The sequence below is a fragment of the Hymenobacter sedentarius genome (assembly GCF_001507645.1).
GTDB classification, from domain to species: domain Bacteria; phylum Bacteroidota; class Bacteroidia; order Cytophagales; family Hymenobacteraceae; genus Hymenobacter; species Hymenobacter sedentarius.
The window spans coordinates 1,994,190-2,008,159 of record NZ_CP013909.1 but is presented as its reverse complement, the minus strand read 5'-3'; the positions used below and the strand labels follow the sequence as shown (position 1 = coordinate 2,008,159).

General features: G+C 64.0%; 10 protein-coding genes. 3 read left to right on the top strand and 7 right to left on the bottom strand.

Translation table 11 applies throughout. The annotated features are described in order from the left end of the window. Positions 1–21 precede the first annotated feature (21 nt). From AUC43_RS08365 to AUC43_RS08340, 6 genes are all read right to left on the bottom strand, one after another. Positions 22–2,178: an FUSC family membrane protein gene (locus AUC43_RS08365; protein WP_068191847.1), complete on the bottom strand. Its 2,157-nt coding sequence runs from the start codon at positions 2,176–2,178 to the stop codon at positions 22–24. Positions 2,179–2,267: 89 nt separating this feature from the next. Further along, the gene (locus AUC43_RS08360; protein WP_199243519.1) at positions 2,268–3,629 is read right to left on the bottom strand and encodes an alpha-amylase family glycosyl hydrolase; all 1,362 of its coding nucleotides are present in this window, start codon (positions 3,627–3,629) and stop codon (positions 2,268–2,270) included. A 55-nt stretch (positions 3,630–3,684) separates the two neighbouring features. Beyond that, positions 3,685–4,557, bottom strand: a complete 873-nt coding sequence (locus AUC43_RS08355) for a cyanophycinase (protein WP_068191843.1) — start codon at positions 4,555–4,557, stop codon at positions 3,685–3,687. Between the two features lie 97 nt (positions 4,558–4,654). Further along, positions 4,655–6,229, bottom strand: coding sequence for an FAD-dependent oxidoreductase (locus AUC43_RS08350; protein WP_068191841.1), 1,575 nt, complete (start codon positions 6,227–6,229; stop codon positions 4,655–4,657). A 307-nt stretch (positions 6,230–6,536) separates the two neighbouring features. Then, complete coding sequence (locus AUC43_RS08345) at positions 6,537–7,490, bottom strand: bestrophin family protein (protein ID WP_068191839.1); 954 nt, start codon at positions 7,488–7,490, stop codon at positions 6,537–6,539. A gap of 152 nt (positions 7,491–7,642) precedes the next feature. Beyond that, on the bottom strand, positions 7,643–8,065 hold the full coding sequence (locus AUC43_RS08340) for a RidA family protein (RefSeq protein ID WP_068191838.1): 423 nt from the start codon (positions 8,063–8,065) through the stop codon (positions 7,643–7,645). A gap of 165 nt (positions 8,066–8,230) precedes the next feature. Here AUC43_RS08340 and AUC43_RS08335 point away from each other — a divergent pair, with 165 nt between their 5' ends. The 3 genes from AUC43_RS08335 (at position 8,231) to AUC43_RS08325 (ending at position 12,060) form a co-directional block, all read left to right on the top strand. Next, positions 8,231–9,046 carry an energy transducer TonB gene (locus AUC43_RS08335; RefSeq protein ID WP_068191837.1) on the top strand — a complete coding sequence of 272 codons (816 nt, stop codon included), beginning with the start codon at positions 8,231–8,233 and terminating at the stop codon, positions 9,044–9,046. A 99-nt stretch (positions 9,047–9,145) separates the two neighbouring features. Further along, positions 9,146–10,669 carry a DNA integrity scanning protein DisA nucleotide-binding domain protein gene (locus tag AUC43_RS08330; protein ID WP_068191836.1) on the top strand — a complete coding sequence of 508 codons (1,524 nt, stop codon included), beginning with the start codon at positions 9,146–9,148 and terminating at the stop codon, positions 10,667–10,669. 329 nt (positions 10,670–10,998) lie between these two features. Beyond that, positions 10,999–12,060, top strand: a complete 1,062-nt coding sequence (locus AUC43_RS08325) for an alpha/beta fold hydrolase (protein WP_199243518.1) — start codon at positions 10,999–11,001, stop codon at positions 12,058–12,060. A gap of 158 nt (positions 12,061–12,218) precedes the next feature. Here the strand turns inward: AUC43_RS08325 and AUC43_RS08320 are convergent, their stop codons facing one another. Beyond that, on the bottom strand, positions 12,219–13,811 hold the full coding sequence (locus tag AUC43_RS08320) for an amidase family protein (RefSeq protein WP_068191834.1): 1,593 nt from the start codon (positions 13,809–13,811) through the stop codon (positions 12,219–12,221). Between the last annotated feature and the right edge of the window lie 159 nt (positions 13,812–13,970).

Genomic DNA, 13,970 nt, shown 5'->3' with positions numbered 1-13,970 from the left:
TTTCTCATTATTAATTCTTAATTATTTACCTACCAGCACTTCGGTCACCTTGCCGATGTCGCCGCTCACTTTTTGTAGGAAGGTAAGTTGCTCCAGCAGGGATTTATCCTCGGCGGCGACAGGCACGGCGGGTTCGGCGCGGCCCAGCTCTGGGGCGGCGGTAGCGGTGGTGGCGGGGGCTATCCGGGCGAGGCTTTTGTGGAGCGTGGCCAGAGCGCTGGTGAGGGCCCGCCGGCTCTCGGCGGGGAAGGGCGGCACGGCGGGCGCGGCCTCCCGCAGGGTAGCGGTGAGGGCAGCGATGTTGGACGACAGAATGTGGTTCAGCACCACAAATTCGTGGGTTTCGATGGGGCGGTGCTGCTTGCGCTTGGGCTCGGTGAGCATGCGCTGGAAGGCCGCGGCCAGGTTGGCGCCGGTCACGTACACCTGCTTGCGCAGCAGGCGGTACTCGTTGGGCGGCAGGGGGCGGCCGGCGAGGCGGTTGGCCAGCTGGCGCAGGTAGTCCAGGTTGGCGCGCAGCGCCGCGGCCATGTAGTCGGTCAGCTGCTCCGACTCCCAATTGGGAAACAGGAAGTAGCCGGCCAAGAAGGCAATGGCGCAGCCAATAAGCGTATCAGCAATGCGCTCTTCGACCACCCCGATGTAGCTCAACCCTAGGAAGCTGAACAGAATGAGCAGGTAGGCTGTGAGGAACACCACCGTGAGCAGGTATTTGGTGCGCTGAAAGCTGTAGGCCAGCACCATAAACGCCACCAGCACGCCAAACTGTGCCGGAGGCCAGTGCACCAGCCACAGCACCGCACTGCCCAGCGCGCCCCCGGCCAGCGTGCCAATGATGCGCTCGGTGTTGCGCTGGCGCGTCAGGCTGAAGCCGGGCTTGAGCATGATGGTCACCGTCATCAGAATCCAGTAGTTGTGCTGGCCGTGCCACAGCCCCTCACCTACCGCGAATGCCACGATGCAGGCCAGCATCATGCGCACGGCATGCCGGAACACCGCCGATTTGAGGGTGAGGTTCTGGCTCAGGGCCTGCACCTCTACTTCCTGATGGGCCACGAAGCGGGCGTGCTCGGCCGCGCGGCTGGGAACGGGCGCGGCCGTTGCCCGGCTTTCGTCGAAGTAGCGCCGGATGTTGCCCACCCGGCGAATGATATCACGCAGATTGACCAGGATTTTCTTGAGCACCAGCGTGCTGCCGCCGGTGCTGGGGTCGGCGTCGAGGGCGCTGATGTGGGCTTGCAGCTGGGCCAGTTGGGCGTTGAGGTCGGGGGCGCGGCCCGCATCGGGGCGGTTAGCCTGGATGGCTACCCCGAGCTGGTCGAGCTCGGTGGCGATGTCGCGAATGAGGGCGGCCACCAGGGGCAGCACACCGCTGTTGCCAAAGGCGGCGCGCACGGTAGCGTAGTCGTAGTAGCTGGCCGTGATGCGCTCGTACAAATCCACCGTTTCCACGAAGGTGAGCACCAGGCGGCGGCCGATGCTGGTGGTTTCGTTTACAATCTGACGGGTGCGGAACAGGAAGTCGCGCGCAGCTTCCTGCTTTTCATTCACCACCACCTGCTGGGCCACCAGCTGCCGGTAGTCGGCATCGAGGGCGGTTTCGGGGTTGTAGAAGTCCGCTTTCAGCTCCATAAACCGCGCCAGGGCATGGATGCATTCGCCCAGTGCCTGCTGGGCCGGCCGGTAGGGCCGCACCCGGTGCACCAGCAGCGCCAGCCCGGCATACCAGAGCCCGCCCGCCAGCAGCAGCCCCGCGTGGGGCAGCAGCTGGGCCAGCGTGGGCGGGTGCGCCAGCAGCAGCACCACGTTGAGCAGCCCGGCCGTGCCCACCGCGGCCGCCCGGCTGCCCCAAATCAGGAACATGGTGAACAGGAAGCTGAGCGCGGCCACTTCCAGGCCCAGCAACCACACGCTGGTGGCCGCCACGCCGGTGAGCAGGGCCGTGATGCCCACCAGGGCCAGCGCCGCCAGCATGCCGTTGCGCCGGTGCCCGGGCGGGCCCGGCGTGTCGGTCACGCTCACGCACACGGCCCCGGTCGAGACGGTGAGGCCCGCGTCGAAGTGGCCCAATTGCGCCAGTAGCAGAGCGGGCAGCAAAATGGCCACCGTGGTGCGCACGCCATCCGAGAAATTCTGCCCGAAAAAGAAATACTGCAGGCTTCGCGTTTGGGTGTTCATGCCGCGCAAAGAAACAAGCGGAGCGGAATCGAAGGCAACTTCAGGTTCCTATTCATTGGCGGGCGGGGGCAGGCGGCGGTGCGTGGTATTTAGCGCTGCCATACCAGGTAGCCATACGCGGGCAGGGCCACTACCGATGCCCCGGGCACGGCAATTTTCGTGAGCGCATCCGTCCAGGCGGCCCCCTGCAGGGCCGTGGGCAGCGCCACCGAGACCGGACCGTTGCTCAGGTTGACGAGCACGGCCACTTCCTGGCCGTTGAGCCGGTGGCGCACCACCACGGCATTAGGGCTTTGGTCGAAGTACTCGGCGGGGCCGGCCCGCAGCGCCGGCAGGTGGTTGTAGGCCGCCAGCAGTTCGCGGTAAAACCGGCCGGCGCTGGGGTCGTAGCTCCAGCGAATGGGCTGGCGGGTGGGGCTGTTGAGTTGGGCTGGGTCGCCGGCTTCCTGGCCGTTGTAGAGCAGCGGGGCGGCCCCAAATGCCAGCGTGGCTACGTAGGCGGCGCGGGCGGCTGCCTCGCTGCCAAAGCGAACCGCTGGCGGTGCGGCCTGCACTTCGTCGTGGTTGGTGGTGAAGCGCAGGCGATAGGCGCCGGCCGGCACGCTTTGCATCTCCTGGGCGTGGGCCGCGGCCAGGCTGGCGGCCGGGGCCCGGCGGACGACCACGTTTTGCAAGGCACTGTAGAAATCCCAGCCAAACGTGAGCTGGAAGCCCGAGGCGTAGTGGGCCGTCCGGCGGCCTTCGGCCAAAAAAAACAGGTTGGGGTTGGCCTGGCGCAGCTCGCTCAGGGCCGGCAGCCAGAAGTCGTCGGGCACCAGGTCGGCGGCATCGCAGCGGAAGCCGTCGATGGCGTGCTGGGTCACCCAAGATTTAATGGCCGCCACCATAGCCTGGCGCAGGGCCGGTTCGCGGTAGTTGAGGTCGGCCACGTCGGTCCACTGCGGGTCGGGGTGCACGATTTGGCCGGTGGCGTCACGGGTGTACCAGTCCGGATGGGCCAGAATCCAGGGGTGGTAATAGGAAGTGTGGTTGGCCACCCAATCGAGCATCACGCGCAGGCCGCGCTGGTGGGCGGCCGCCACCAGCCGGTCGAAGGCCGCCATATCGCCAAATTCGCGGTTCACGGCCCCGTAGTCGTCCACGGCATAAGGCGAGCCGTGGGTGGGGTGCAGGGGCATCAGCCAGAGCGTGTTCACCCCCAGGGCCTTCAGCGAATCGAGCCGGGGCAGCATCCCATCGAGGGTGCCGGCCGCACTGAAATCGGCGATAAATACTTCGTAGAGCACCACATCCTGCGCTGCCAAGGCAGGCAGCGGACTGATGCTAGTCGGCTGAGGAGCCGGGGCTTCTTCCCCGCCGGCCCGGCACCCGGCCAGGCTCGCCAGCACCACCAGCGCCATTCCCAGCCAGGCCCTTGCAGCGAATAAAGCCGGCCGCGAAGCGTCTTTCATGCCCGAAGCTACGGCGGGCCGGCTCTTCCCCATAGCTTTTGGAAGCGCCCGCAGCTTAGCGGTGCAGGCTCTCCTGCGTGGGCAAGGTGTAGCGCTCGCCGCTGCTGAGGATGTGCACCCGCAGGCCGCGAATGGTGAAGGGGGCGCCCGGCTCGATGAGGTGAATGTTGGTGGCCGTCACGTCCTGGCCTTCCACCACCGTCACCACGCCACTGCCGATGATTTCCACCTCCCGGCCCTGGGTTACCACCACGCCGGTGTCTTCCTCCAGCCCCAGGCCGATGCAGCCGGGGTTGGTGGCAATAATCTGGGCCATGCGGATGATGCGCCCGCGGGCCACGAAGTGCGTGTCGATGGCTACGTCGTGCATCAGCTGCAGGCCCGTGGTGATGTGGATTTCGTCCTTGAGCATGCCCTGGTTGTCGCGGCCCTGGTAAATCATGGGCGTGCTCATGGCGGCGGCCCCGGCACTGGTGCCGGCTATCACGATGTCGTCGTAGGCGTACCGCTCCTTAAGGCGCCGCAGCCAAGAGGTGCCGCCCAGCAGGGCCGTGAGCCGGAGCTGGTCGCCGCCCGTGAACATGACGCCCGAGGCCTCATCGAGCAGCTTCAGCGCGTCCTCGCTCTCGGCGTCGGCGCGCTCCTTCGCATTAAACACCTCCACCTGCTTCACCCCCAACGACTCAAAAACCTCGACGTAGTCCTGGGCCGCAGTCTCGGGCTCTTCCGAGGCCACGGGCACCACCACCACGGGGCCCTTGCCGTGCAACTCTTGCACAAAGCGGCGTAGAATCACATCCGGGGCGTATTCGGCTTCGGCGTCCTGGCCGGGCTTGGGGTCTTTTTCCTCGTGGCCGCCAATGGCGATGAGGGTGCCCCGGGGCCTGGGACAGTCGCTGTTGGGATTCGTTTTTTTGCGGGTTGGCATGATGATGTGGAAACAAGGTTTGGGGCGTTTTCAGCCCACTCGAAGCCAGCAGCACGGGCAGCGCCGGGCCGGTTCTTCCTTTGGGTATGGCGCGGGCTTAGGCGGGCGCCAGGCCGGTATTGGCCGGGCCGCTCAGCAGCTCGCCCAGGGCCGTGAAGCGCGAGCCGTGGCAGGGGCAGTCCCAGCTTTTTTCCAAGCCATTCCAATGCACCACGCAGTGTAGGTGCGGGCAGATGGCCGAGCATTCGTGCACGGCACCTTTTTCGTCTTTGTACACGGCCACTTTGGTGATGCCGCGCCGCATCACCGCGCCCGAGCCGTTGGGGATTTCCTCCACGGTGCTCACGTCGCCGCCCGTGAGCAAGTCGGTGTACTCAATGGCCACGTTCAGGTTTTCCTTGAGGTATTCCTGGGCGCTTTCCCGCTTGAGGGTGATGCGGCCGGGGTCGTAGAGCTTGGCCCAGGCGTTGTCGCGGCCGGCGAGCAGGTCGGCCACCACCATGGGCCCGAGCGTGCCGTGCGTCATGCCATGCCCCGAATCGCCGGTGATGATGAAGACATTGTCGGCGTCGAGCGGGTTGCGGCCGGCGTAGCCCAGGCCGTCGGTGGGCTCCATCACCTGGCCCGACCAGCGGTATTCGAAGTCCCTCACCATCGGGAACCGGTCGCGCGTCCATTCCTCCAGGCAGCGCAGGTGGGCGCTCGGGTCGTCGGCCTGGCCGGTTTTGTGGTCTTCGCCGCCCACAATCAGCAGATCGTAATCGGTTTGGCCACCGCGGGGCCCAGCGGACACTTCCTGCAGGCGCACGTAGTGGTAGGGGTCGGCCATGTCCCAGTACAGCGCCTTGGTCACCGAGCCCTTGGGCACGCGGGCGCCCACCACGTAGGTACGGTACGGGTGCTGCTTGGTGTGCATCACCACGCGGTCGTTGAAGGGTGTGTTGGTGGCCACCACAATGGCCCGTTTGGCCCGGGCCACGGTGCCGTCTTCGGTTACGATGTGGGCGTGCGGGCCGCCGTGCACCTCGCTCACGTGGGTGCGGGTGCAGATGCGGCCGCCCTGCAGCACAATGGCCTGGGTGAGGCCCGCCAGGTATTTGAGAATGTGGAACTGCCCCTGGCCCGGCCAGCGCAGGCACTCCCCGGGCTCGAAGCCCGTGGTGCCGGCGTTGGGCAGCCATTCTACGGCCGGCAGCCCGGCGCGGTGGGCGGCGTCGCGCTCTTCCATCAGCTCCTGGTGCGTGCCGTCGGCGTGCAGGAACAGGAAGCCGTCGAGCCGGGTAAAGTCGCAGTCGATTTGTTCGGCCTGCACAATCTGCTCAATCTTGTCGATGGCCGACGCGTGGCTTTCGGCCGCCAGCTGGGCGCCTTCTCGGCCAAAGAGGTTTTCGAGCGTGGCGTACCGGTCGTCGAGGGCATACGAGAGGTGCGCGGTAGTGCGGCCCGACTCCCCGCTGGCCAGCTCCCCGTCTTCCAGCAGCAGCACTTTGTGCCCTTCCTTGCTGAGCAGATACGCGGTGGTCAGGCCCGCGATTCCGCCCCCCACTATTACCACATCCGTGGTCGTATCCTCAGCCAGTGGCTCAAAGGGTGGCAGGGCAGGTGCCGTACCAAACCACGACGAAATAGTAGCACCAGAAGTACGCGCGGGATTGGGGATTTTTGTGGGCATAGGAAGGGAAACAGGATGTGGATTTCCTGCTTACGCCCGCTCCCTGCTCCGCGTTTGGTTGAGCTTACTTTTTGCCAGCACTTCCCGCCAAGCAGAACAAAAAACTCCCCTCATTTTCAAGGAGGGAATGTTCGAGCCGAAGGCGAGAACGGGGGTGGTTGACTCGTTGCACGTGGGCGAACGATTATAGCGCGAGTCGTTCGGGTATCGTGCGACGATCCAACCACCCCAGCTGGCGCGTCGCGCCAGCGTCCCCTCCTTGGTAAGGAGGGGAGTTTGAGGTTCTTTCGGCTCCGTGTTGAGCTAACTAGAACAGCACATCTTTCACGGGCTCGGTTTTGGGCGGCAATTCAGTTTCGCCCAGCAGCTCGCGCAGGTCGATTTCGATGCTGCGGCAAATGGCCGTCATCGGCACGTCGTTCATTTGGTTTTCGAAGGGGTTTTCGCTGGTGTGGCCCACCAGCTCAATGGTGTTGAACACGCCCGACACCAGCACGGCAAAGGGCACCATGAGCCAGATGTGGCCGGGGCCCATTTTGGCAAACTCGGCCACCAGGCCCAGCGGCAGCACGGCGGCAAACACCCACACAAAGACGAAGCTAAAAAACGCGTACTGCCGCGGAAACGGCGTGTTTTTGATGCGCTCGCAGCCGCCCTGGGCGTTGAACATGTCCTGGATGGTGTCCATCATCGCCACGTGGCGGAACTCGGTGAGCAGCCCGCGCTGGTGCAGCTGGCGCAGCTCGTCGCTTTGCTGGCGCAGCAGGTGGGTGGGCGGGTTGCTCATGCGGCGCACGTCGGCGTCTTCGGCGGGGTCGAGAAAGGGCGCCACTTCGGCGTCCCAGAGTTCGACGGTTTCGCGGCGCAGGTGCAGGCGCAGGGCGTTTACCCAGGCTATCTGGCGGTAGAGCAGGCGCTGGTGCAGGTCGCGTACGTCTTCGGAATCGGGCAGGCGGTCGCCGGCCATGGGCTCCACAAAATGAAATACCCGAATGGACCAGGTGCGGCTCACGTTCACGATGGTGCCCCACAGCTGCCGCCCCTCCCAGAACCGGTCATAGCTGCCGTTGCTCTTGAAGCCGATGTAGAAGGCCACGGCCGTGCCCAGCGTGGCCACCGGCGACCACGGAATGTCAATCCAGCGCACGCCCCCGTACTCGTACAGCAGGCAAATGGCCGAGTCGTACAAAGTGAACAGAAGCAGGCTGCGCCACGACAGGCTCCAGACCACCCCGAAGCGAATATTTTTACGAACGTACATGGGGACTAATAAGAATAAGAAACGTCATGCTGAGCTTGTCGAAGCATCTCTACTGCGCTTGTAAAATGAATTACTGGCGCGGCAGAGATGCTTCGACAAGCTCAGCATGACGTTCTACCTTCATTCCCTACCAACTGTTCAGTATTGCTTGCTTATTGTTTGTCCTTAAGCGCGGCGATGCATTTCAACTCAATGGCAATGGGCGTGGGCAGGCAGTTGATTTCGAGCGTGGTGCGGCAGGGCTGGGCCGTGGCGAAGTACTCGGCGTAGAGGCGGTTGTACACCGGAAAGTCGTCCTGCATGTTGGTCAGGAACACGGTCACGTCCACCAGGTCGTCCCACTCGGCGCCGGCTTCTTCCAGGATGTAGCGCACGTTCTGAAACACGGCGTGGCACTGGCGCTCAAAGTCGTACTTGAGAATGTTGCCGTCCTCATCCACTTCCACCCCGGGCACGTTGGGCTCGCCCCGCTGGCGCGGCCCCACGCCCGAGAGAAACAGCAAATTGCCCACGCGGCGGGTGTACGGATACGCCCCGACGGGCTCGGGGGCGCGGGACGGTTGCTGCTCACTCATAAGAAAAACGGGGCTGACGGTAAAAGTAAAGGCCCTCAAATTACGTTAGCCCACCCGATACCGGCCGCGCGTCCTGGCAAGGTTTTTAGGGCGCTCCGTTCTGGTTAGCGTTATTTGCAAATCCAGTCCTTGTCCTGTCCAATTCCTCTCCGCTCCTTATCCCGCATGAAATCCCCGCTGCTCCTACTGTTTAGCTGCCTCTGCTGCTTTGGCATGAGTGCCCAGGCCCAGAAGCGCAAGATGCCGCCCAAGCCGTCGGCCTCGGAAGTGTACGACTCGGTGGCCCAACCCGCCGTGCCCATCGGGGGCACCGAGCGCTACGCCCAGTTTCTGGCCTCCCACCAAAAATACCCCACCAACGCCATGCTCAAAGGCATTCAGGGCACGGTGAAGGTCAGCTTTATCGTAGAGAAAACCGGCACCGTAAACGACGTAAAAGTGGAAACGCCGGTGTCGCCGGAGCTCGACGCCGAAGCCATTCGCCTCATTAAAAGCGGCCCCAAATGGACGCCCGCCAAGCACCTGCGCAGCCAGGTGGTGCGGCAGCGCGTGGTGGTGCCGGTTTCGTTTGTGATGTCGCCGGGCAGCGAAGTGGTGCGCACCACGGCCAAGGAGCGCCCCATCACTACCTCGGCCGCCGACATTGCCGCCTCCGCCCACCCCGACCGCCCCGCCGTGGTGGCGCCCGACCGGCCCACGCAGCCCGTGGGCGGCAACCAGGCCTTTTTCGACTGGATTGAGAAAAACCAGAAATACCCGCTGCTGGCCCGCCAGCGCAAAATTCAGGGCAAGGTCATGGTCGAGTTTGTGGTGCAGACCGATGGCAGCCTGACCGATGCCCGCGTGGTAAAGCGAATGGGCTCCGGCCTCGACGACGAAGCATTGCGCCTCATCAAGGCCGCACCGAAGTGGGAGCCGGCCATTTATCAGGGCAAGCCGATAAAGCAAAAGATGGTGTTGCCGGTTCTATTCCAATTGTAGCCGGGGCGCGGGGCGGCGCCTTGCTTTTTACCGGGCACTGGGCACAATCCCACCGTATTCTTGTTCATTGACGCAAAGGCCTGCTTTGCGCCGACGCCTATGTCTTCCCTCGCTCTCGCTCCCGCTCCCGCGCCCACCCTGCTCTGGCCCCACCAAACGCGCTACCACAAAGCCGCGCAGGCCCTGGCGCAGGACCTGTTCGATGCCCTCGACGACGACCTGAAGCCGCAGGTGGTGCTGCTGGCCCTGCCCACCGACCCCACCCTGCCCGCCCGCTGCCTCGAGCCGGAAGACTGCGGCCTGCCCGCCGCGCCCTTTGCCGATGCCGTGGCTCGCGGCCGGGTTTTCCAGCGCACCACGCCCCGCCCCTACCCCGAGCGCGACGACGCAACCCCGGCCATGATTCGGCGCAAGCACGAGGGCCTGGGCGTGCGCGACGCAGTACAGGAAACCCTCGACGCCCTCGACGAGCACGCCACCCACCAGCACTTTGCCGGCTGGCCGGTTGAAATCCGCGGCCACTTTGTGGTCACGGTGCTGCGCCTGCAGCGCAAGCCGCTGCGGGCCTATCCGTCGCTGCGGCCCCACCGCTTCTATACCGACGGCCGGCCGCTGGCCCCCTCGCTGCTGGTAGCGGCCATGTACCGCTTCAACGAGGAAGGCGTGAAGGCGCTGAGCGAGGCCGAGCCGGGCGCCAGCATTTTCATTCGCCCCCGCGAAAGCGAGGAGCTGCTGCGCGGCGCCGGCAAAACCCTGCTCGACACGCCCGCCCAGGCCCTGGGCCTCGACCCGGCCACCACCAAGCTGTTTGCTACCTGCAACACCATCAGCAGCCTGCGCTACGAGGGCGCCGAGGGCGTGGGCAAGATGCTGCTGGCCCGCCGCGGCCACCCCAACGTGGAGGAAATCTTCGCCCTCACCTGCCCCACCGAGCTAACGGATTACCGCGCCGTGCGCAAGCTGCTGGAGATGACCACGCCCGACGTGCACCTGCTCGCCGACGGCGACAACGTGTACGCCCTGGGCCGCCAGATTGGGCAGTACGACGCCGTACGTGAGGATTTGTTCGTCGTCAATTTCGTCACGCATTATTCCTGGGAGCTGCAACACGCCGGCCACGTGCTGCTGCGCTCGCACTACGGCCTGCCCGGCCTGCCCCGCACCCGCCTCAGCCGCACCAGCTTCCGGCGCGCCCTCAAGCACACCTTCGGCCTTACCGACGCCCCCAAAGTGGAGCGCCTCTGGGACGTGGTGCTCGAAGCCAGCCGCCAGAAGCACGGCACCTTGTTGGTCATCACCACCGAGGCGCTGGCCGAAGCCGACCGGCTCAAGCTGCAATGCACGCTCATTGAGCCGGTGCCGCTCACGCCGCTCATCACCCGTTTGGTCACCAGCATCGACGGCGCCGTGCTGCTCGACCCCGAAGGCTACTGCTACTCCATCGGCGTCATCCTCGACGGCCGCGCCTCGGGCCGCGGCGACAGCACCCGCGGGGCCCGCTACAACTCGGCCCTGCGTTACGTGGAAAGCTCCGATTACCCCTGCCTGGCCGTGGTGGTGAGCGAAGACGGGCTGGTGGATGTAATTACAAGCGAGCGGGAGCCTAAGGAGATAAAATTGTAGCGGGGCTTCATCCCCGGCAGAACCTCACCCCCCACCCCTCTCCAAAAGAGAGGGGAGCCTGTCGTTAACCATTCAACAAAAAGTCCCGGCCCAATATTGAGCCGGGGCTTTTTGTTAGGAATTGAGCTAACTCTTGTGCCGTGGCTCCCCTCTCTTTTGGAGAGGGGCGGGGGGTGAGGTGCCACAGGAGAAAAGTATCGCATTTAGAATTCGGGTTTTCTGCGCGTCATTTGAGTGCATTTAGCTCAATTTTGCGCTATCGCCATTTCGCTTATAGCAGTACTGCCATGGTCTTTTCCCGACTCGGTTTTCTTCTCACTTTCTGCCTAGTGCTACTGCAGGTGCCCGGCTACGCCGAAACCCGCTACCCGGCTCCAGTAGAGGGCGATTTTGTGCTGCCTCAGTTTCGGTTTGTGAGCGGCGAAACGTTACCCGCACTGAACGTACACTACACCACGGTGGGCCAGCCGCGCAAAGACCGCAGCGGCAAAGTGGTGAACGCCGTGGTGATAATGCACGGCACCACCGGCGCGGGCAATAACTTTCTGAGCGAGCAGTTTGCCGGCCGCCTGTTTGGGCCGGGGCAGCTGCTGGATGCGGCCAAATACTACATCATCCTGCCCGATGCCATTGGCCACGGCAAGTCCAGCAAACCCAGTAACGGGCTGCGCATGCAGTTCCCGAAGTACACCTACGACGACATGGTACTGGCCGACTACCGGTTGCTCACCGAAAAGCTGGGCGTGGGGCACGCCCGACTGATAATGGGCACGTCCATGGGCGGCATGGAAACCTGGGTATGGGGCTACAAATACCCCGATTTCATGGATGCGCTGATGCCGCTGGCCAGCCTGCCGGCAGAAATAGCCGGCCGCAACCGCATGCTCCGCAAAATGGCCATCGACCTGATTGAGATGGACCCCGAATGGAAAGGCGGCGCCTACACCGCCCAGCCCAAAACCGGCCTCACCGGGGCCATTTCGTCGCTGATTTTCATGACCAGCAGCCCCAAGCAAATGCAGAAGGCGGCACCCACCCGCGAGCTGGCCGAAGCCGCCCTGGCCAAAACCGAGGCGCGCTTTTTCAGCTCATTGGATGCCAACGACATGATTTATCAGTTTGATGCTTCCCGCGACTACAACCCCGCCCCGCACCTGGCCGCTATCAAGGCGCCGCTATTCGCCATCAATTCCGCCGACGACCAAGTGAATCCGCCCGAGCTAGGCATCCTGGAAGTCGAAATCAAGAAGGTGCCGAAAGGCCGCTACATCCTGCTGCCCATCACCGACCTCACCACCGGCCACGGCACCCACTCCAACCCCGCCATCTGGGGCAGCTACCTCCAGGAGCTTTTGGTGCTAATGGAGAAAGGCAAGAACGTTTCCAACTAGCTCAATATCCTGGAGTCATTTTAATCGTCTGTCATGCAGAGCGCAGCGAAGCATCTTCTCACGCCTCAACGAGTCGTTCGAACCTGATAAGATGCTTCGCTGCGCTCTGCATGACAGGCGATGCGTACGTGAGACAGTTGAGCCACTTGAGCTAAACGTTACTGCGCAGCCGTGGCCGCCTTCGGCAGCGCCGGGAACCTAGCAGGTGCCTTGCGGTGATGCGTCGCCTGCTCGTAGGCATAGACATACTTTATCAGCGTGGCCTCATCGAAGGAGCGGCCCAGGAACTGCAGCCCGGCGGGCAGGCTGTCGTAGGTAAAGCCCATGGGCACGGTGAAGGCGGGCTGGCCGGTGTGCGGGGCAATAAGCTGGCTGTTGTCGCCGCGGTAGCCTTTGAAATCACCCACTTTAGCGGGCGGGTTGTTCCAGGTTGGGTACACCAGGGCACCGACCTTGTTTTGGTCCATTACGGCGGTCACGGCATTGCGGAAGGCAATTCGGCGCGGGTCGTTGTAGGCCTCGCCGCAGCCGGCGGCACTTGGGCTGGGCACCACGCCGTGGGCCAGCTCGTCCTTCAGGTTTTCTTTGATATAATCCGAGTACTTGCCCGAGGCCAGCACTTCATCGATGTTCTTGACCGGGGCACCGGGGCCCAGCTCGGCCAGGTACTGGTTGATGTCGTGCTTGAAAACCGAGCACCACTGGTTCTTGCTCACTTTGTCGAAATCCGGTATTTCAACGTCCACCACTACGGCGCCGGCTTTGCGGAGGTCGGCCACGGCCTGCTCAAAAACGGCCTTCACCTGTGGGTCGGGGCTGCGCTCGCTCAGGGTGCGCAATACGCCAATGCGGGCCCCTTGCAGGCCGTTTTTATCCAGAAACTGCCGGTAGCCGCCCGGCGGGACCTTGCCAGCGCTGTAGGAAGTAAGCGGGTCGGCGGGGTCGGGGCCGGCCAATATTTCGAGCAGGCGGGTGGCGTCGGCCACGGTGCGGCACATGGGGCCACCAGTGTCGTTGCGCAGGTAGAGCGGCGCAATGCCGGCCCGGCTCAGCAGCCCCAGCGTGGGCCGGAAGCCCACCAGGGCATTGTGCGACGACGGCCCTCGGATGGAGTTGCCCGTGTCGGTACCCAGCCCCACGGCGCCCAGGCTGGCGGCCACGGCCGCCGCGGTGCCGCCGCTCGAGCCGGCAGGCACGTGCTCCAGGTTGTACGGGTTGCGGGTTTCGCCCGCAATGGAGCTAATGGTGACCATGGGGCTGAAGGCCCATTCGGCCATGTTGGACTTGGCCAGCACGATGGCGCCCGCCGCTTTCAGGGCCTGCACCATCGAGGCATCTTTGCTCGGCGCAAAGCCTTTGAGGGCCAGCGAACCCGCCGTGGTTTGCAAGCCGGCGGTGTTGTAGTTGTCCTTCACTATCACCGGAATGCAGTGCAGCGGCCGCATCTGGCCCGTGCGGCGGTACTCCGCATCCAGCTGCCGGGCCGTTTCCAATGCCGCCGGATTGGTTACCACAATGGCATTGAGCCGGGTGGGCTGGTCGTAGGCCGCGATGCGGGCCAGGTAGGCGCCCACCACTTGCTCGCAGTTGCAGTCGCCACGCTTTATGGCCCCTTGAATGTCGTCGATGGAGGCTTCGGTCACTTCAAAAGACTGAGCTTTGGCATTGGGCTGGCGCTGGGAACGGCCGCAGCCACTGCCCAGGAAGGTGCATAGCACCAGCAGCAGAAGGGCGCTGATTTTATGGAGCATACGAATCGGGAAAAAGTAACGGCCGGCGCTGGGAACAAAGCGTCCCAGCGCCGGCCGAAAGTAAAACCTATTTATTCAGATTTCCCGGGTTTTTGCACCATTTTGTGTTTGGGTGTTTGTGCCTTGCGGAGTCAGGCTCAGAATGAGGTTTTCAGCCCA

Coding starts and splice junctions, on each gene's coding strand:
- AUC43_RS08320 (WP_068191834.1), bottom strand. CDS start 13,811: ATGCTCCATAAAATCAGCGCCCTTCTGCTGCTGGTGCTATGCACCTTC.
- AUC43_RS08340 (WP_068191838.1), bottom strand. CDS start 8,065: ATGAGTGAGCAGCAACCGTCCCGCGCCCCCGAGCCCGTCGGGGCGTAT.
- AUC43_RS08335 (WP_068191837.1), top strand. CDS start 8,231: ATGAAATCCCCGCTGCTCCTACTGTTTAGCTGCCTCTGCTGCTTTGGC.
- AUC43_RS08355 (WP_068191843.1), bottom strand. CDS start 4,557: ATGCCAACCCGCAAAAAAACGAATCCCAACAGCGACTGTCCCAGGCCC.
- AUC43_RS08360 (WP_199243519.1), bottom strand. CDS start 3,629: ATGAAAGACGCTTCGCGGCCGGCTTTATTCGCTGCAAGGGCCTGGCTG.
- AUC43_RS08365 (WP_068191847.1), bottom strand. CDS start 2,178: ATGAACACCCAAACGCGAAGCCTGCAGTATTTCTTTTTCGGGCAGAAT.
- AUC43_RS08345 (WP_068191839.1), bottom strand. CDS start 7,490: ATGTACGTTCGTAAAAATATTCGCTTCGGGGTGGTCTGGAGCCTGTCG.
- AUC43_RS08350 (WP_068191841.1), bottom strand. CDS start 6,229: ATGCCCACAAAAATCCCCAATCCCGCGCGTACTTCTGGTGCTACTATT.
- AUC43_RS08330 (WP_068191836.1), top strand. CDS start 9,146: ATGTCTTCCCTCGCTCTCGCTCCCGCTCCCGCGCCCACCCTGCTCTGG.